The 19182-nt window shown below is 56.2% G+C and carries 16 protein-coding genes; 3 read left to right on the top strand and 13 right to left on the bottom strand.

What is annotated here, in order from left to right:
- Positions 1-24 precede the first annotated feature (24 nt).
- Both KO486_RS06195 and KO486_RS06190 read right to left on the bottom strand, forming a co-directional pair.
- On the bottom strand, positions 25-477 hold the full coding sequence (locus KO486_RS06195) for an Lrp/AsnC family transcriptional regulator (protein WP_216036381.1): 453 nt from the start codon (positions 475-477) through the stop codon (positions 25-27).
- Positions 474-929 carry an Lrp/AsnC family transcriptional regulator gene (locus KO486_RS06190; protein ID WP_216036380.1) on the bottom strand — a complete coding sequence of 152 codons (456 nt, stop codon included), beginning with the start codon at positions 927-929 and terminating at the stop codon, positions 474-476. The genes KO486_RS06195 and KO486_RS06190 overlap by 4 nt, the downstream gene beginning before the upstream one ends.
- A 134-nt stretch (positions 930-1063) precedes the next feature.
- Here KO486_RS06190 and ilvC point away from each other — a divergent pair, with 134 nt between their 5' ends.
- On the top strand, positions 1064-2086 hold the full coding sequence (ilvC, locus tag KO486_RS06185) for a ketol-acid reductoisomerase (protein WP_216036379.1): 1023 nt from the start codon (positions 1064-1066) through the stop codon (positions 2084-2086).
- 91 nt (positions 2087-2177) lie between these two features.
- Here ilvC and KO486_RS06180 read toward each other — a convergent pair whose 3' ends face one another.
- Positions 2178-2480 carry a hypothetical protein gene (locus tag KO486_RS06180; RefSeq protein WP_216036378.1) on the bottom strand — a complete coding sequence of 101 codons (303 nt, stop codon included), beginning with the start codon at positions 2478-2480 and terminating at the stop codon, positions 2178-2180.
- A 177-nt stretch (positions 2481-2657) separates the two neighbouring features.
- Here KO486_RS06180 and KO486_RS06175 point away from each other — a divergent pair, with 177 nt between their 5' ends.
- Positions 2658-3554 (top strand): DMT family transporter, encoded by an 897-nt coding sequence (locus KO486_RS06175; protein WP_216036377.1) that lies wholly within the window; start codon positions 2658-2660, stop codon positions 3552-3554.
- Here KO486_RS06175 and glmM read toward each other — a convergent pair.
- The 8 genes from glmM to KO486_RS06135 all read right to left on the bottom strand — a co-directional run bounded on the left by glmM (position 3544) and on the right by KO486_RS06135 (position 14088).
- Positions 3544-4899, bottom strand: a complete 1356-nt coding sequence (gene glmM / locus KO486_RS06170; protein WP_216036376.1) for a phosphoglucosamine mutase — start codon at positions 4897-4899, stop codon at positions 3544-3546. The genes KO486_RS06175 and glmM overlap by 11 nt on opposite strands.
- Positions 4889-5806 (bottom strand): dihydropteroate synthase, encoded by a 918-nt coding sequence (gene folP / locus KO486_RS06165; protein ID WP_303435203.1) that lies wholly within the window; start codon positions 5804-5806, stop codon positions 4889-4891. The genes glmM and folP overlap by 11 nt, the downstream gene beginning before the upstream one ends.
- Positions 5807-5910: 104 nt before the next feature.
- The gene (locus KO486_RS06160; RefSeq protein ID WP_216036375.1) at positions 5911-6828 is read right to left on the bottom strand and encodes a dihydroneopterin aldolase; all 918 of its coding nucleotides are present in this window, start codon (positions 6826-6828) and stop codon (positions 5911-5913) included.
- Between the two features lie 90 nt (positions 6829-6918).
- Entirely contained in the window at positions 6919-7584 is a 666-nt protein-coding gene (locus KO486_RS06155) for a cell wall hydrolase (RefSeq protein ID WP_216036374.1), read from the bottom strand.
- A gap of 183 nt (positions 7585-7767) precedes the next feature.
- A complete protein-coding gene (locus KO486_RS06150; RefSeq protein ID WP_216037517.1) occupies positions 7768-10266 on the bottom strand; it encodes a putative PEP-binding protein in 2499 nt (832 codons plus the stop codon).
- Positions 10267-10388: 122 nt separating this feature from the next.
- The gene (gene glyS / locus KO486_RS06145) at positions 10389-12614 is read right to left on the bottom strand and encodes a glycine--tRNA ligase subunit beta (RefSeq protein WP_216036373.1); all 2226 of its coding nucleotides are present in this window, start codon (positions 12612-12614) and stop codon (positions 10389-10391) included.
- Complete coding sequence (locus KO486_RS06140; RefSeq protein ID WP_216036372.1) at positions 12614-13174, bottom strand: DUF6446 family protein; 561 nt, start codon at positions 13172-13174, stop codon at positions 12614-12616. The genes glyS and KO486_RS06140 overlap by 1 nt, the downstream gene beginning before the upstream one ends.
- A complete protein-coding gene (locus KO486_RS06135) occupies positions 13171-14088 on the bottom strand; it encodes a glycine--tRNA ligase subunit alpha (protein WP_216036371.1) in 918 nt (305 codons plus the stop codon). The genes KO486_RS06140 and KO486_RS06135 overlap by 4 nt, the downstream gene beginning before the upstream one ends.
- A 209-nt stretch (positions 14089-14297) precedes the next feature.
- Here KO486_RS06135 and KO486_RS06130 point away from each other — a divergent pair, with 209 nt between their 5' ends.
- Positions 14298-16058, top strand: coding sequence for a trypsin-like peptidase domain-containing protein (locus KO486_RS06130; protein WP_216036370.1), 1761 nt, complete (start codon positions 14298-14300; stop codon positions 16056-16058).
- A gap of 15 nt (positions 16059-16073) precedes the next feature.
- Here KO486_RS06130 and KO486_RS06125 read toward each other — a convergent pair whose 3' ends face one another.
- Both KO486_RS06125 and KO486_RS06120 read right to left on the bottom strand, forming a co-directional pair.
- The gene (locus KO486_RS06125; protein ID WP_216036369.1) at positions 16074-17672 is read right to left on the bottom strand and encodes a thiamine pyrophosphate-binding protein; all 1599 of its coding nucleotides are present in this window, start codon (positions 17670-17672) and stop codon (positions 16074-16076) included.
- On the bottom strand, positions 17672-19123 hold the full coding sequence (locus KO486_RS06120) for a TrkH family potassium uptake protein (RefSeq protein WP_216036368.1): 1452 nt from the start codon (positions 19121-19123) through the stop codon (positions 17672-17674). Before KO486_RS06120 ends, KO486_RS06125 begins: the two co-directional genes overlap by 1 nt.
- Positions 19124-19182: the final 59 nt, after the last annotated feature.

Genomic DNA, 19182 nt, shown 5'->3' with positions numbered 1-19182 from the left:
AACTTGGCCCAAATCGGACTAGGCCTAAATGGGTCCGGGTCTGCGTTCGTCGCTCAACAACACGTTGGCTTCTACATCGCCAACACCGGGTAACGTCATGACACGGCGCCGCAAGACCCGTTCGAAATCGGCCAGATCGCGGGCGACGACACGAATGCGGTAATCATAAAGCCCCAGCACGTGTTCAACCAACTGCACTTCGGGGATCGCTGTCACGGCGCGTTCAAAGTCATCCAGACTAACGCGCCCCTTCGTCGCCAGCTTAACCCCCAGAAAAACAGTAACCCCAAACCCAAGCGCTTGCGCGTCCAGCGACACCCGTTGCCCCGCAAGAATTCCAGCCTCGCGCAGGCGTTTTATCCGTCGCCATGTCGCGGGTTGGCTTAACCCAATGCGGCCCCCAACAGCCGCAGCAGTCTGCGTTGCATCCCGTTGCAGTGCCGCCAAGATGGCGCGATCCATGTCATCCAGCGTCATAACGGCAGGCTTTCGTCATTCAACAACGTCGCCACGGTCATCAAGGCCTCGATGTCCGCGATATGGGGCAGAGCAAGGATTTGGCCGCGGTAGATTTGCTGGTAATGCGGCATGTCGCGGGCGATCACGCTCAGGCGCACATCGACGCGCCCTAGAAACGTCTGGATCTCGGTGACCTCGGCGATGCCGCGGGCCGCTTCCATGAATTCGTCAAAGGCACGGGCTTGGGTTTTGTCCAAGGTGATCCGCAACGAAACCCCAACCGCATAGCCCAACGCTGCCCAATCGATTACGGCATGTTGCCCCTTAAGAATGCCCTGTTCTTGCAAACGCCCTAAACGGCGCGTGGCCTTTAGGGCAGACACACCAGCACGCTGCGCCAATTCGGCGGCAGTCAAGGTAGGTTCGGCCTGCAACTGACGCAGCAAACGGCGATCTGTATCGTCGAGCATGATTATCTCAATTTATCTACAAATCACGAATAACAACTTCATCAAATGAAATAAACCCATAAGAACGACACTCGCATACATCCAAAACCTACGCCATAAGGACCGCAATCTAACCGCAACCAAAGGATTTCCCCATGCGCGTTTATTATGACCGTGACTGCGATGTTAACCTCATCAAAGACAAAAAAGTCGCCATCCTCGGCTATGGCTCCCAAGGCCACGCCCACGCTTTGAACCTGCGTGACTCCGGCGCGAAGAACCTCGTCGTTGCTTTGCGTGACGGTTCCCCGTCCAAAGCCAAAGCCGAAGGCGAAGGCCTGAAAGTTATGGGCATCGCAGAAGCTGCGGCTTGGTGCGATGTGATCATGTTCACAATGCCCGACGAACTTCAGGCAGAAACATACAAAAAATACGTCCACGACAACATCAAGCCGGGCGCAGCTATCGCATTCGCACACGGCCTGAACGTCCACTTCGGCCTGATCGAGCCTAAAGAAGGTATCGACGTGATCATGATGGCGCCAAAAGGCCCAGGTCACACAGTGCGCGGCGAATACACAAAAGGCGGCGGTGTTCCGTGCCTCATCGCGATCGACACAGACGCATCCGGCAAAGCCCAAGAAATCGGCCTGTCCTATTGTTCCGCAATCGGTGGCGGTCGTTCCGGCATCATCGAAACGAACTTCCGTCAGGAATGTGAAACTGATCTTTTCGGCGAACAGGCTGTTTTGTGTGGCGGTATCGTTGAACTGATCCGCATGGGCTTTGAGACACTCGTAGAAGCTGGTTACGAGCCTGAAATGGCGTACTTCGAATGCCTGCACGAAACAAAGCTGATCGTGGACCTAATCTATGAGGGCGGCATTGCGAACATGGATTACTCCATCTCCAATACAGCTGAGTACGGCCAGTACGTCACAGGCCCGCGCATCCTGCCATACGAAGCAACGAAGAAAGCAATGAAAGAATCCTTGGCCGACATTCAGTCCGGTAAATTCGTTCGTGACTTCATGCTCGAAAACGCTGTTGGCCAGCCAACAATCAAAGCGTCCCGTCGTGCAAACGACGAGCACCAGATCGAACAGGTTGGTGCAAAGCTGCGCGCAATGATGCCTTGGATCTCCGAAGGCAAAATGGTCGACAAAGCGAAGAACTAAGTTCTAAGCATTTAGAACGCGAAAGGCCGCCCCATATGTGGGCGGCCTTTTGTTTTTCAGGTTCTGTTCCCGCCAGATGATGGCCTGCAGTTCAGAGGTTTTGGCGCACATAACCCGGATTGGTGTAAGTGACCCCCTCTTGGTATCCCGTACGCAGGTGAATACGACCGGCATTAAACAAAGCCCTGCAATCATTTGCGTCTGTGTAGGCATCCTCAGGCAATAAGATCGTGTGCGCACCGGGGCCATCGAAACGCGGATCATCACAATCCCCGTCATTTGCCCATTGGCTTTCATTGGTGCCCCAAACGAACCCCTCAGGAACCGTCATACAGCCAGCAACGGCCCCCAAAAGACAAACCCCAACAATCATCTTTCCAACACTCACAGCCATTTCGCGAAACTCCATTTCGACACTATAAACACCCAACAATGGGTGCTTCTTATGGCCACTCTGCGAAACTCTCAGAGAAGAGACAAGGCAGCTAATACACGCCACCTCGATCTGCACCGCGTTATCCAATGGACATGGCAACTGGACATGCCCCAATCCATCTGGTCCAAGGCCTCTATGACATCCCAACCAACCGCAACAAATTGGCTGTCCATCTTCCTGCTCGGCCTCATCTGGGGCGGGACGTTTATGGTCGTGGCCATTGCACTGGAGGGTTACGGCCCCCTGACGGTGGCCTGTGCGCGCACGACCTTGGGTGCCGTGACTTTGCTACTGCTTGTGCGGCTGTTGAACCGCCCGTTGCCGCGCGGACGTGCTGTGTTTGCCTACCTCGGGATCATCGGCGTTTTGAATACGGCCCTGCCCTTTGCGTTGCTGTCTTGGGGCCAGCAGTATGTCCCGTCGGCCTTTGCCGGTATTTCAATGGCCGCACTACCCCTCTTCGTGCTGCCCTTGGCCCATATTTTTACCGACGAGAAACTGTCTTCCCGTAAATTGCTCGGCGTCATGCTCGGCTTTCTCGGGGCGGCTGTCCTGATCGGGCCAACGGCGTTCGATTTCTCCGAAGGGTCCCTCGCCCTGCCACAATTGGCCTGCATCGGAGCGTCTTTCAGCTATGCGATTTCCAGTGTGTTGACCCGCCGCTGCCCGCCGATCGACAGCATCACGATGGCGGCCCTGACCCTCGTTGTTGGCGCGATCTGTTTGATACCGGCGATGTTGGTGTTTGAAGGTATTCCTGAATGGACTGGCACGCGTTCCAGCTACGCCATTGTCTTTCTTGGGCTCGTTCCAACGGCGTTCGCGGCCCTGTTGCGGGTCGCGACGATCCGAACCGCAGGCGCCGTCTTTATGACGATGGTCAACTACCAAGTCCCTGTTTGGTCCATGATATTCGGTGCGTGGGTCCTGTCCGAAGTCCTACCTCTGCGCTTTTTCGTGGCACTCGCGATCATTCTAACCGGATTGGCCATCAGCCAATGGAACAGCCTAAAGGCAATGTTCAGGCGCTGACAGTAGCGACCGCTTCGACCTCGGCTACAATGCTGTCGACAACCTTTTCCAACAATGCATCATCCACACATTCCGCCATGACACGGATCAGCGGTTCTGTTCCTGATTTACGGATCAACAAACGGCCTTTGCCCACGAGGGCCTTTTCAGCCGACGCAATTGCAGCCTTAACCGACGCTTCGCCCAGTGGATCGGCCCCGTCGCCGTAGCGCACGTTTTTCAGCATCTGAGGCACTGTCTCGAACACGCGGCACAGCTCGGACGCGGGTTTGCCGGTTTCGATCATCGCCGCAAGGAACTGTAGCCCCGCCAGTAGGCCATCGCCTGTGGTCGCGAAGTCGGACATGACGATATGGCCGGATTGCTCACCGCCAAGGTTAAAGCCGCCTGCACGCATGCCCTCAACCACGTAGCGATCCCCGACCGAGGTGCGCAGCAGTGTTAGGCCTTTATCTTCGAGGTGGCGTTCCAGCCCGAGGTTGGACATGACCGTGGCCACCAAAGTGCCGCCATTCAAACGCCCCTGCTCGGCCCAACGGGTCGCAAAGAGGCCCATGATCTGATCGCCGTCCGCGACCTCTCCGTTTTCGTCCAAGATCATCACGCGGTCTGCATCGCCATCAAGGCAAATGCCAACATCTGCGCCGTGGGTCACAATGGTTTCGGCCGCGGTGCGTGGTGATGTCGACCCGCACCCTTCGTTGATGTTGAACCCGTCTGGCGCGGTGCCGACGGGAATAACTGTCGCGCCAAGCTCCCAAAGGACTTCGGGGGCGACTTTATAGCCCGCCCCGTTGGCGCAATCGATAACCACTTTAAGACCATCAAGGCGCATGCCCGCTGGAAAGGTACCTTTCAGACGTTCCGCATAGCGGAAACGGCCATCATCAATGCGCTTTGCACGGCCAATGTTGTTCGCCTGCGCTGGTTCAATTTCGCTTTCCATTAGACGCTCGATTTCGGCCTCTGCTTCATCAGACAGTTTGAAACCGTCAGGGCCAAAGAATTTGATGCCATTGTCCATCGCAGGATTGTGGCTGGCAGAAATCATAATACCAAGGTCAGCGCGCATAGACGTTGTCAGCAAGCCAACGGCCGGCGTCGGGATGGGGCCCAGTAACAGCACATTCATGCCCGTGCTGGTTAGCCCCGCCGTCAGTGCGTTTTCAAACATATATCCAGAAAGGCGTGTATCTTTGCCGATAACAACGCGGTGGCCGTTGGACCCGTCATTACGGAAATATCGCCCCGCAGCCGCGCCAATCTTGAGCGCCATGTCGGCTGTCATTGGGTATTTGTTAGCTGTGCCCCGAACGCCATCGGTTCCGAAAAATTTACGCGCCATCTATGTCTACTCCGCTCAGTGCCTTTTGCAGGCTTAGCGCCTGTCTGGTTTCCTTTGTATCATGGACCCGCAGTATCTGAACACCCTGTGCGGCCCCATGTAGCGCTACGGCAACCGAACCCGCCATACGATCGGCAGCAACGTCCGTTTCAGAGATGGTTCCGATGAACCGTTTGCGCGAAGCCCCCAGCAAGATTGGTAGCCCAAGGTCATGATAGATCGCCAAGTGGCGAAGGAGCGTCACGTTGTGTTGCAGTGTCTTACCAAACCCGATGCCGGGATCTGTGATGATAAGATCGCGGGATATTCCTGCTGTAATCGCAAAATCGATACGTTCTGCAAGGTGATCAAAGACATCCAACACCACGTCGTCATACTGTGGATCATCCTGCATGGTCACTGGCGTTTCAACGGAATGCATCAGGCACACGGGCACTCCGGCATCCGCGACAACCCCCGCCATATCAGGGTCGAACCGCAATGCGGTTACGTCGTTCACCATATCCGCCCCCGCCGCGAGGGCCGCAGCAGCAACGGCGGCTTTCCGCGTATCAATCGAGATAGGCGTCATTATTCCGGCGTCGCGGATCGCCCGAATGACAGGCGCCGTGCGTGTCACTTCTTCTTGGACATCAACCTCAGCCGCCCCGGGGCGGGTGCTCTCGCCGCCAATATCGAGGATATCAGCGTCCTGCGCCATCAACCGAGCGCGCGCTACGGCCTGCTTCACCGTTGCCAAATCCCCGCCATCTGAAAAGCTGTCTGGCGTGACGTTCAGAATCCCCATGATACGTGGGCGATCCAACGTAAGCCCGCACATTGGCGCACGCGGTGCGCTCAACCGGTTGCGGGCGTCTTGTGGTACGTCCTGCAGACGCAGTTCAGTTGGGGACTCTGCGCGAACGATCTGTTCCAACCGATCAAAATGAACATAGCCACTGCCGCCTAAACCGCAGAACTGCGTTTGGGATATGCCTTGAAAGGTCTCAGGGATCGCGCGTCGGTATATCGTCACACGGTTTCTCCTGCGGTCATCACCCGCACGGGAAAATCCACATCAGGTGCATCTGCCCCGATTACGATCATTTCAGCTGCCTGCATTTCGCCTGCAAACCACGCCGCCAACGCCACTGCATCATTCGGCCCTGCATCGGGGCCATCAACGGCATCCAGCACAATCTTGGACGGGGCCCAAACACAGATTTGACCGTTCTTCATCGCCCAATCAAGCTCGGTACGGGTCCCGACCACAACACAGCGTTTGTCGCGCCCCGCAAGCACCCATGCGTTTTGTTCAATGGCCAACAAATCAATGCGACGCTGTGCTTGCGGGATATTGGAACGTGGCGCGGCAGTGCCTCCAGCCCCGAGACAAAAGATCAACGGCGTCTCATCCTGTAGCAGCCCGTCAATCGTACGCCCCAGATCACCAGAGGCCATGGCCTCATTTGACAAGAACACCATGCGCGGGTGTGGGGCCTCTACGGTTTGCACAGCGGCATCCAAATTCCCGCCCTTTTCGCGGGCAATCTCAACCCCAAGGGAATACGGCCCACGGTCGATTTTTTCGATCCGCACAAAAACCCGCAAAGCCTGTGGTTCCAACAGAATGCGATCCGCCACGCGGGCCGCCAGCGTTTCAAGGAGGTTTAGGCGTTCATCGCCAAGTTCGGCGTCGATTGCTTCTGTAACGCGGTCATAGGACAGGATGCGATCCACATCATCGTCAATGGCACCTGTCAGGGGTTCGACCTCAACAACCACATTGAATTTGATGCGCTGAAGCGTGCCACGTTCCTGTTGGAACGCTCCGATCTCGACTTCACGCGTATAGTCACGCAAGGAAATCCGGTCACGTAGCCCGCTAGGGGCAGTTGCCTCTGCCCTCTCGGATGGGTGGGCGAATGCCAATTTGGTGTCACTGCTCATGTCATCGCCCTTTTTAGTATCCGATATGGGATACTAAGCGCACAGCGCGACGGCAAGCGCCTGTTGCGGCACGTTGCCTAAGGGACGCGACTAGCTTTGACGGTAAAAGTGATGTGACCCGATGGTGGTCGTGCGTGGGAAAACACGCGCCCAACGTGGGTTCACGGCACGAGTGTGATAATGCGTTGCGCCATCCGTCAATGTGCGCGGTGCACCATCGACCAACAAACGCGCTACCTTACCGACACGCGCCCAAGCGGCAGGTTCATGGATGACCTCAGCGGCACCGTCACAGGTATAGGTGAACTGGCAGGCGTATTGGCGGCCTGTGCCTTGGTTGATCACACCGCACAGGGTGCTCGGAAAACGATGGGAATCGACGCGGTTCATGATGACCTCGCCAACCGCGAACAAGCCGCGCACGCTTTCGCCGCGGGCCTCAAAGTAGAGCGCTTCGGCAAGGCAGCGCCATTGTTCACCACCCGAAGCAGCGGGCTGGGTCGCCAGAAACGCATTGTCATAGGTGATAACATCAGGCGCGGTCGGGATATTGCGTACGGAGGCAGGCGGCACAGACGTCAACGCCGCAAGGCTCGCGTCTGGCACTTGTTGGATCGCAGCACGTTCTTGGCCAAGCAATGCACCCAAGCGGGCAGCTAAAACCTCATCTGCGTTCGCAGGTGCCAATGCCGCAATTCCCATGCTCGTGGCCAAAACAGCCGTCGCGCAAATACGCATTCCCAGTCGCTTAATCATCAATCAGTCCAGATCGGCACATGGCAAGCCCCATGCAAGCGCCCCGCCTTTAAGGGAAACTTTGGCAACAGTCTAGGATGTCTGATGCGTCAGGAACGCGCAGTGCTGTGGTTAAGACACTAGTTAAACTATGACTCACAAGATATTGCGGAACCACAAAAAAACCAATCAAGGGATGGACGCTTAGCGAGGTTCTTTTTTGTCCTCGATTGCCAATTGAGCGGCGGAAAGTCGCGCGACTGGAACACGAAACGGTGAACAAGACACATAATCAAACTTTTGCGCTCGGCAGAATGCGATGGCGTTGGTGTCCCCGCCATGTTCACCACAGATCGACAATGTCACATCAGGACGGCCTTGCCGGCCCCTCTCAGCGCCAAGCTGCAACAGCTCTCCAACACCCTCCAGATCAAGGGTGTGAAAGGGGTCTTCGGCGTAGACATGTTGGTTAACGTACTCCGACATAAACTTGCCTGCGTCATCGCGCGACAGCCCATAGGTCATCTGGGTCAGATCGTTTGTCCCGAACGACAAGAAGGCCGCGTGCTCGGCGATATCCGCCGCCCGCAACGCAGCACGCGGTGTTTCGACCATGACGCCAAGACGGTAATCAAACTCAACACCCGTTTCTGCGTGCACAGCCGCAGCCACAGAATCGACCCGCGACTGGACCAGCTCGACCTCGCGCATCGCACTCACCAGCGGGATCATGATTTCCGGCACGACGGCTTCGGCCTCAGCGTTAATAGCCACGGTCGCCTCAAAAATCGCGCGGGCCTGCATTTCGTAGATTTCAGGGACCGTGATCCCCAAACGCACGCCACGCATCCCCAACATAGGGTTATACTCGGACAAATCATCAACACGCGCTGTCACCTGCGCCAAAGGCACATCCAACAATTCAGCAAGTTCGCGCATGCCTGCTTTGCCCGCAGGAAGGAATTCATGCAGGGGTGGGTCAAACAAACGAATGCAAACCGGCTGGCCCTGCATGATGCGGAACAATTCCGTGAAATCGGATCTTTGAAGCGGCAGCAGGCGTTCCAAAACAGCCGCGCGACCTTCTGATGTTTCCGCAAAGATCATCTCGCGCATTAGATCGATACGATCCCCGTCAAAGAACATATGTTCCGTCCGGCACAACCCTATACCTTCAGCGGCAAAGTTGCGTGCAGTCTGCGCATCTGCAGGCGTGTCTGCATTCGCACGGATGCCGATATCACGCACCTCATCCGCCCAAGACAGCAAGGTTTGGAACCCATCATCGAGGGCCGCTTCCAACATCGCCGTTTCGCCCGCCAGCAATTGGCCGGTCGTACCATCTACAGTCACCATGTCACCGGCGGAAAAGCTGCGTCCATCAGGTACTTTAATGCAGCGTTTGCGTTCATCAACGTCAAGATCCGCTGCACCCACGATACAAGGCAAACCAATGCCGCGCCCAATCACGGCAGCGTGGCTTGTTACCCCGCCGCGCAAAGTTACCACGGCTGCGGATGCATGCATTCCACGAATATCTTCGGGCGTTGTCTCACGCCGCACAAGTACGCAAGCTTCGCCACGGGCCGCACTGGCTTGTGCTTCACTGCCTGAAAAGACAAGACGACCACTTGCGGCCCCTGGACTGGCGGCAATGCCACGCACCAAGAAATCTCGTTTCGCACTGCTGTCGACCTGACGGTGCAAGAGTTCTGACAAAGCCGCAGGTTTGACCCGCATCACGGCCTCTTCTTTGGCGATAACGCCGGATTCCGCTAAATCCACAGCAATCCGCACCGCTGCGCGGCTGGATCGCGGCAATCGAATACCATCCAGAATGGACAGCGCGCCATCACGCACAACGAACTTGATCTCCATCTCTTCACGCAAGCGCGTGCGAACCAGTTCCCCGTATTCAATGAGTTTTTGATAGGCCTCTGGCGCTTGTTCTTCCAAAGACGGTCCGCGCTTATCGCGCGATAGGAATTCGGCGTTCTTGCTGTCACGCAAAGATGCGGTTGGCGCTGCCTGCGGCACAAACCGACCAATGACCTGTTTACATCCAGTGGTGCTGTCGACGAACTGCACCACACCGGAACCCGACACCCCAGCCCCAAGCGCCAACGCCATTTCCTGCACCACAAGGCCAAGCCCTGCGTCAGCTGGCGCGCCCTTTGCTTGACGGAGCAACCGCGCAGTTGTTCCTTCCCAAGCACGGGCCATAGAACGTAGCACTTCGCTTAACTGTTCACCGGCATCTTGCGGGAACTCGGCATCCATTTCCGACTCATATGTGGCCAACATTGCCTTCAAAGCGTCATGAGACGGGTGATCTGGTAGATAAAACTCTTCAGGGTCCAACCGCGCAACTTCGACCGCAAAGGACTGGATGTGGCGCATATAAAGGCGTGTTGCGACGTCTTCGCCCAAGCTTTCGCACAGTTCTGCGTGCTTGACGTCGTTCAGCCCGATGTTGAGCATCGCCCCTGGGCCGCCCCAGTCTGGGTCCATGCTGCTAGGCCGCACGGACAGCAGCGGGGTTTCCTCAAAGTGCCTCAAAATCTGTTTAATATCAGCGCCTTGACCAGCAGCGATTGCACGAATAGCATCAAATGATATCGCCACAGTCGTCGGCACAGGCATGTCGAGACGGATCAACCGCTGAAGACATTTTGCCCGTCCACCATGGATGTCCGCGGCCATCGGCGCGGTCTTGGTAACAAGACACAAGTCTTTTAGCGTAATAATCTTCTGCACCGCAGCATTCCTTTTTCCCGCACCTTAGTCAGGTAGACAGGTTGAGCAAGGATAACCTTAATACGTCCTTAACCGGCAAGTTTTCTCAAGTCGGCAACACTCAGGCAAATCGTGCGGATGCGGTGCAACAGGTTCAAACGGTTGCGACGCAGCAAATCACTGTCCGCATTGATCTGAACAGTTTCAAAAAACGCATCGATTGGTTTGCGCAAATCAGCCATCGCAGACATAGCCGCCGCAAAGTCCTCGGCCTCCATTGCGGGGGCGATTTTGGCATCTGCAGCATCCAACGCAGCGAACAACGCTTTCTCCTCATCGGTTTCAGCGAACTTGATGTCCGCCCCGAATGAATACTCAACACCGTCTTTTTCTTCAGCTTGGGACAGGATGTTGTTCGCCCGCTTAAAGCCTTGGATCAGGTTTTCACCGTCGTCCGTTTTGAGGAACGCAGCCAAAGCTTCGGCGCGGTTCACCAACAAGAGCAAGTCGTCGTTGCCCGGCATCGCGAGAGAGGCGTCGATCACATCGTGGCTGATGCCTTCATCGCGCAAGTAGACCTTTAGGCGGTCGTGGAAGAACGCCAGCAGCTCTACAGACTTGTCAGGCACGGACTGCTCCAATGCCCCGAAGCCGTCAGACAAGACCTTGTCGGACTTGCCCCAGACGTCTTTCATGGTGCGGTAAGCCGCGCCAAACACGCCATGCTTGGCGATCAGCTCAACCAGTTCGTTCACTTCGTCGTTGGTGAGGCTGTCTTCGACCTTGAATTTCTGCCGGACCAATTGCGCATCAATGAACCTATCAAGGTTAAGGCGCAGATCGTTTTCCAACACCAGACGGATCACCCCAAGTGCCGCGCGGCGCAGCGCGAATGGGTCTTTGGACCCCGTCGGCTTTTCATCAATCGCCCAGAACCCCGTAAGCTTGTCGATCTTTTCGGCCAAGGCGACAGAGACAGATACCGGCGCGGTTGGCACATCATCAGACGGGCCAAGCGGGGAATAGTGATCCTGTGCAGCGGCGGCGATTGCGTCTGATAGGCCCGCCTCTTTGGCGTAATAACGCCCCATGAGCCCTTGAAGGTCAGGGAATTCATAGATCATTTCAGACGACAGGTCCGCTTTGGCAAATCGAGCAGCGGCTGCGGCTTCGGATGCATCTGCATTGACCAGCGGCGCAACGTCAGCGCTAAGGGCCGCCATGCGGTTGACCAGTTCAGCGACAGTCCCAAGCTTATTGTGGAACGTCACATTGCCAAGCGCGTTAAGCCATTCGGCCCCACCCGTCTTGGCAATTCGAAGATCGTTTTCCCAGAAGAATTTCGCGTCCGACAAACGGGCGAAAAGAACCTTTTGGTTACCTGCCAAAATCGTCTCACCGTGGTCTTTCGTCTCACGGTTGGCGACCGTCACAAAGCGCACGACTTGGCCCGTCTTGTCACGCACAGAAAAGAATTTCTGGTGCTCTTTCATCGACGCAGTCAGGACCTCAGGCGGCAAGCCCAAGAAGTCGTCCGCGATGGTTCCCATCAACACAACAGGCCATTCAACAAGGCCCGAGACCTCGGCCAACAGACCCTTATCCTCGACCAGTTCCAGACCCGCGGCAAAAGCTTGATTGGACGCTTCAGACCAAATCATGTCGGCGCGTTCATCGGCGCGCAAAATGACTTTGGCGCGCTTTAGCTTTGACTCGTAATCATCGAAAGATGTTACAGAAAACGCATCCGGAGCCATGAAGCGATGGCCCTGAGTGTTATCGCCAGATTTGATGCCATCGATATCAACGGCCACGACGTCTGCGCCGGCTTCATCACTGAGAATGCAGATAATTGAATGCAGCGGGCGCACCCATTTGAGCGAACCACTGCCCCAGCGCATGGACTTGGGCCATGGGAAGTTACGGATCGCATCCTCAAGCACTTCAGCGATAATTTCCGCAGCTTTGCGCCCCGGCTTTTCGATCACGGCAAAATAGACTTCGCCCTTGCCCGTGTCGCGCGCCTCAAGGGTTTCGCGTGCAATACCTGCACCACGGCAGAACCCTTCGATCGCCTTTTCGGGTGCGCCCACTTTTGGGCCTTTGCGTTCTTCGCGCGTGTCAGGGGATTCAGCGGTCAAACCTTCAACGGACAAAGCCAAGCGGCGCGGCGTAGAGAACGCGCCAGCACCTGAATAGGTGAGGCCTGCTTCAACCAGTCCATCCGTCACAAGACGTTGCAAATCGGAGGCGGCTTTTGCCTGCATCCGTGCTGGAATTTCTTCGGAAAACAATTCAATCAGAAGATCAGGCATCAGGTTTCCTCCGCTGAGATTTCAGGGACATCGGGGCAGCCTTCTGGGTTATTTTCACCGTCGAAAACCGCTTCGCCGCAGGCGTTCAGCTGATGCCAAACAAAACCACGTCCGTCCGGCAAAACCGCGACGACGCGATCAACACCAAACGAGATGTTTTCTTCGCTCATGAAGGCAATTGCATTGCCTTCTTCTAAGGCAAGACCGATTTCCTGCGCATCAAAACAATCAAACCACGGCGGCGCGTTCAAAGGCACGGCGTCCTCAAAGATCACGAAGGTCTCAGACAGCATCGCCTGACTTTGTGGAGTCTCGAAGCATGCTCGGAAAGAGATAGCGCCAGACAAGCGAACACCGTCTGTCACCGTATCAATAGCCTTTACATTATCCGACACGATAGGCTCTGCTTCGCCGGAAACAACGCTAACAAGTTGGATTTCTCCAACCTCAGAACGGGTGAGCTCAGCATAGCCGGCATAGACCAGCTGATAATACATTAAGACAGCGGCAATCAAAGCGGACCCCAATATAGCAACGATAGCAAGACGAGTCGCATTCATGCTGCCCCCCCCGCTGCGGTCTGCACAAAGGCATCCGCGCAAAGTTTCGAAAGTGTGCGAACGCGGCCAATGTATGCTTGACGCTCAGTCACAGAGATCACGCCACGTGCGTCCAACAGGTTGAACAAATGGCTGGCCTTGATCGCTTGGTCGTAGGCAGGTTGCGCCATAACGATCTTGTGCCCCGTTTTCGGGTCGATCTGTTCATGGCTAAGGATCGCAGCACATTCTTTTTCTGCGTCCTCAAAGTGTTTCAGCAGAATTTCCGTATCCGCGATGTCAAAGTTGAACCGCGAATATTCTTGTTCCGCTTGTTTGAACACGTCTCCGTAGGACAGCGGAATCGGTGCATCGGGGTCGTTGAACGGCATGTCCATCACGTGATCCACACCCAGAACGTACATCGCAAGGCGTTCAAGACCGTAGGTCAGCTCACCAGACACGGGGTGGCAGTCGTGACCGCCAACCTGTTGAAAATAAGTAAATTGTGACACTTCCATGCCATCGCACCAGACTTCCCAGCCAAGACCCCAAGCGCCCAGTGTCGGGCTTTCCCAGTCGTCTTCCACAAAGCGGATATCGTGCATTTCCATGTCGATGCCGATGGCCTGCAAAGACCCGAGGTACAGCGCCTGAAGATCGGGCGGGCTGGGTTTGATCAGCACCTGATACTGATAGTAGTGCTGCAAGCGGTTCGGGTTTTCACCATAGCGGCCATCCGTCGGGCGACGGGATGGCTGCACATAAGCGGCTGCCCATGGCACATTCCCCAAGGATCGCAGGGTCGTGGCCGGGTGAAAGGTCCCCGCGCCCACTTCCATGTCGTAGGGTTGCATAATTGCGCACCCCTTGGCGGCCCAATAGGCCTGAAGCCTTAGGATAATCTCCTGAAAACTGCGCGGTGTATCACTCATATCGGCCCTCTTGGCATTATGGCGCTTGCATAGGGGGACGCGCGGTTGGGGTCAATGTTTGCAAATGCCGCTAAATCGAGCCGAATGAGGTTAATTTACCCCGTTTCACATCACTTTGGGCGTGCGCTTTGGCGCTGTGGTGATAAATTGCGCCAAATGTCCGACTCCCTAAGGCGGACGACCGTATTTCTAAGGACGTTTATTCAATTATGTTTCGGATTCTCTCAGCACTCTTCGTCAGTCTTTTCTTGGCATTGCCCGCAGCCGCACAACAACCGGTTTGGGTTCAGATCGAAGCCCAGCGCACGCTCACGGGTGCGCAGGACGCAGCACGAGGTTATGCGGCCCGCGGTGTGGATGATGTCACAGGATTTGCCCTACCGGGTGGGTGGTACGGAATTGCCCTAGGCCCCTATTCAGCCGCTGACGCCGCAAGCCAACTGCGCCGCTTGCGCGCCTCCGGCCTGATCCCAAGCGACAGCTACACGGTCGATGGCGGACGCTTTCGCACCCAGTTTTGGCCCGTCGGCGTAACAGCCCCAGCTGATCCAGTTGCCGTTGAGACACCCGCGACCACGGAAACGCCAGTCGCCAACGTTCAACCAGTTGTCGTGCCAGAACCCGACCCAATCCAGACACCGGACGAAACCCTGCGCGAAGCTCAGGCCAGCGAACAGGCCCTTGATCGGGACGAAAAGCGTCTGCTTCAGACGGCGCTTCAGTGGGCCGGCTTTTATAACTCTGCGATTGACGGGTCTTATGGGCGAGGCACACGCCAATCGATGCGGGACTGGCAAGAGGCCAAGAACCACGAAGTGACTGGTGTTCTAACAACGAACCAACGTGCCGAATTGCTGAATGATTATAACTCGATCCTTGATGGCATGGGGCTTCAATTGGTCCGTGATGATGCAACTGGTATCGAGATGCAGATCCCGACGGGTGTGGTTAAGTTTGCCGAATACGAACCACCCTTTGCACGGTTTGATGCCTCTGGCGACCTTGACGCGCAGGTTCTTTTAATCAGCCAACCGGGCGATCAAACACGTATGTTCGGGCTTTATGAAATCCTGCAAACGCTGGCGATCATCCCACCAGAGGGCGAGCGTCGCCGTCGCGATCGCGGCTTTGAGATCGAAGGCATCGACGAAAACATCCATTCCTACACGTCTGTTGTGCTGGAGAACGGCGAAATCAAAGGGTTCACACTGGTTTGGCCTGCGGGAGACGATGAACGCCGCCGTCGTATTCTGACCGAAATGCAGGCGAGCTTTGCGACAGTTGATGGTGTCCTTGATCCGGCCATCTCGCGCCCTGACGAAGACCAAGCGATTGATTTGATCGCAGGGCTTGCCGTGCGCAAACCTGTCCGTGATCGGTCGGGCTTTTACATCAATACTGCAGGCGAAGTGTTGACCAGTGTTGAGGCCATCGCCGAATGCACATCTATCACGCTGGGCATGGAACACATCGCGACTGTCGTTCACCAAGATGATGCCCTTGGTCTGGCGGTCTTGCGCCCCACAGATCGCCTGTCGCCGCCAGCGGTTGCGGAATTCCAGACAGGTGTTCCACGCCTGAACGCGGACATCGCTGTGGCTGGATTCCCCTATGGTGGCGTGCTGACGACCCCTGCCCTGACCTTTGGACGCTTGGCTGACATTCGCGGTCTGAACGGTGAAGACGAAGTCAAACGCCTGTCGATCTTTGCTCAGCCCGGTGATGTTGGCGGCCCGGTCTTTGACAATGGCGGCGCGGTCTTGGGCATGTTGCTGCCAAAGGTACAGACGAACGGGCAGTCTTTGCCGCCTGAGGTGTCTTTTTCAGTGGATGCCGACCAGATCATCACATCCCTCACGGATGCAGGTCTGGCAGTGCAAACCACCGATTCCCTTGCCTATATGACCCCCGAAGTGCTGACACTGATGGCCGCTGATATGGCCGTGCTTGTAAGCTGCTGGGAAGACTAAGCCGCGATTGCAGAATTACTGACAAAGGGTCGGCGTCACACGAATGATTGTCGGCCCTTTTGCTGTGAAGGCCGCAGCAAGTGCGGGTGCAATATCGCCTAACGTCTTTGGTTCCACGGCTTCTGCCCCGTAAGCCCGCGCTAGGGCCAGAAAATCCGGATTGCCTTGGATGACTGAATTCGGGGCGATCTGTGCGGCGATCATGCTGTCCTCAATCGCGCCCAGTTTACCGTTGTCCCACAGCAGGATCGCCAAAGGCAGCCCCAGTTCAACAGCCGTCCCCAGTTCTGCGATCGTATATTGAATACCGTAGTCCCCGATGATGCAGACCGTTGGTTTGCCCTTACGCGCGACAGCCCCGCCAATGGATGCCGGTAGCGAATACCCCAACGTGCCAAAGCCGGATGGGTGATGCCAATGTCCGGGCCGTGTCATGTCCCAGCATTCTTTTGCGGCATAGGCGAATTGGGTCATATCGGAATAAATCATCGCGTCGTCCGGCATGGCATCCCGAAGGGCGTCCATGATCGGAAGGATGTTGGGGAATTCTGCGTCGACCTCCGTGCGCCATTTCGCGCGTGCCTTTACGACGTCTGCCGCGGACCAATCTGACGGCTGGCTGCCCTCCCCCAGTTCCGCCAACAAAGCGTCTACAAAGGACACCGCATCAGCACGGATGTTGTAATAGGCGTCCGCAAAGGTCGTCAGCGCCTCTTGGTTGGAATCCACACGGATCATCTTGGCGGTATGGCCCAAGTGTTCACGCCAGATATCAACCTCTGCCAGCTGTGACCCTATCACAAGAACAAGGTCGGCCTCAGCGATAACGCGAACGCTGTCAGGGCGGCTCAAGGCGGGTCCGTAGTGAAGCGGGTAGTCCAATGGCACAATGCCTCGCCCCGCAAAGGTACAAAACGTCGCCGGATGAATGCGGTCCAGCAATGGCGTCATATGATCTGGCGCGATGCCCTTCGCGCCGCCGCCAAATACGATCAGCGGCTTTTTGGCTTTTCTCAACGCGTCTGCCGCAAAGCGCAGGTTCTCGGCCGCAGGTGGGTGTCCTGCCGCACCTCTGATAGGCGCGCCATGTGGTTCGGCCATGCCTTCTAGGGCGGCAATCGGCACATTGATCGTCTTAGGGCGCGGATCACCAAACGAGAAGTCTGCCAAAGCGCGGTCAATCAACCGATATGCTGTTTTCGCGTCTTGTGCGGTTTCGGACCAATCGCAGACGGTCGCAGCAGCGCCTTCTTGGTCTTTCATCTGGTGCAGTTGGCCTTTTCGCCCTGTCACATCGTCCAGACAACTCGCCAAAGTCAGCACAGACACACTGTCCGAATAGGCTTGGCCAAGCGGCGTCATGATATTGCACAAACCGGGTCCCGTGATGACATAGCACACGCCAAAGCCCCCAGTTGCGCGGGCATAGCCATCTGCCATGAACCCTGCACCCTGTTCGTGACGCGCCAGCACATGGGTGATGCCGGCCTCTTCGATGCCGCGATACATTTCCTGATTGTGCACACCTGGAATGCCAAAGATCGTATCGACACCACGGTCTTTCAACATATGGGAAATCTGTGCGCCCAAGGGCCGTTCAAGGGGTCGTGTCATCATGCTCTCCAGAAGTGCCAGCTAATAATTGTGAACACGGCCATGATCTCAAGCCGCCCCACCAACATTGCAATCGCAAGGATCCATTTCGCCGCGTCGTTAAGGCCAGCAAAGTTGCCAGCCGGTCCAATTTCGTTTCCGAGCCCCGGTCCCACATTGGCAAGCGCTGTCGCAGCACCAGAGATCGATGTGATAAAGTCGAGGCCCGTTAAAGCCAGCGCCACTCCAACGACGCCAATCGCCACCATAAAGGCAACAAAGAACGCCATAACCGAGTTCAAAACGTCTTCGCCCACAGGGCGCCCTTGATAGCGCGGCGTAAAAATACCGCTTGGGCTGTGGATGCGATTGATTTGCGCTTTGATGGAGGCAAACAGCAGCTGATAGCGGAAGATTTTCACACTACAGGCCGTTGATCCCGCGCAGCCGCCAATCAGGCCAATAAAGAAGAACATGGTGACGGCAAACGGTCCCCATTGCATGTAATCCGCGCTGGCGTAGCCCGTGCCAGTCAGGATCGAGACCACGTTAAACAAGGATTTACGAAAGGCGGTTTCTGTCATTTCTGCGCTAAGCGACCATTGCCAAACCGAGATCAAAACCACCAACACAGCCGCGACGATAAAGAACGTGCGGATTTGGCTGTCCTTCAGTATTGGCGTCGCCCCCCCGCCCGAAATCAGCTGCACGTAACGCACAAACGGCAAAGCCGCGAGCATCATGAACACCACGCCAGCGTATTCCACCCCGGACCCGAACTGCCCGAACGAGCTGTCGTAATTGGCAAACCCGCCTGTGGCGATTGTGGTCATCGCGTGGATGATGGCATCAAACGAATTCATGCCCAGCGCCGAATAGGTCACGGCACAGGCTAATGTCAGCCCCACATAAATAACCGAAATACGCGATGAAATCTCAGTCGCGCGTGGTAGAATTTTGCCCATAGTATCAAATCCTTCACTGCGGAAGATTTGCATACCACCAACGCGCAGTTCCGGCAGAAACACCATGGCCACAACAATAATACCAATGCCGCCCAGCCATTGCAGAACGCCGCGCCACAGCTTGAGACCTTCCGGAAGGGATTCAATGTCACTGATGACGGTTGATCCCGTCGTCGTCAGGCCTGACATGGCCTCAAAGAACCCATCGGTGAAATTCAGTGCCGACCCGCCCAGAACAAAGGGAATTGACCCAAACAAAGGCAGCGCAAGCCAGACCATCGTTGTAAGCAAGAACGTCTGTCGAATGCTAAGCCCTGATGACACGCCGTTCTGGCAAGCCAAGGCAACCAGACCGCCGATCAGAATGGTAATCACCGCGCTTTCAAGAAACACTGGCCAATGACCATTGCCCGCCATCAAATCCGCCAACAAAGGCGCGAACATGGTGACCCCAAGAGCCGCGACCAAAAGGCCGATAACATATCCAACGGGTCGAACGTCAATCATAGCGCAGGGTTGGCTGGTGAGGCGGCGATAGTCAAGTCACCCCCTTACCTAGACCGCAT

The sequence above is a fragment of the Octadecabacter sp. B2R22 genome (genome assembly GCF_018861045.1).
Taxonomy (GTDB): Bacteria; Pseudomonadota; Alphaproteobacteria; order Rhodobacterales; family Rhodobacteraceae; genus Octadecabacter.
This window is presented reverse-complemented; position numbering and strand designations above follow the sequence as displayed.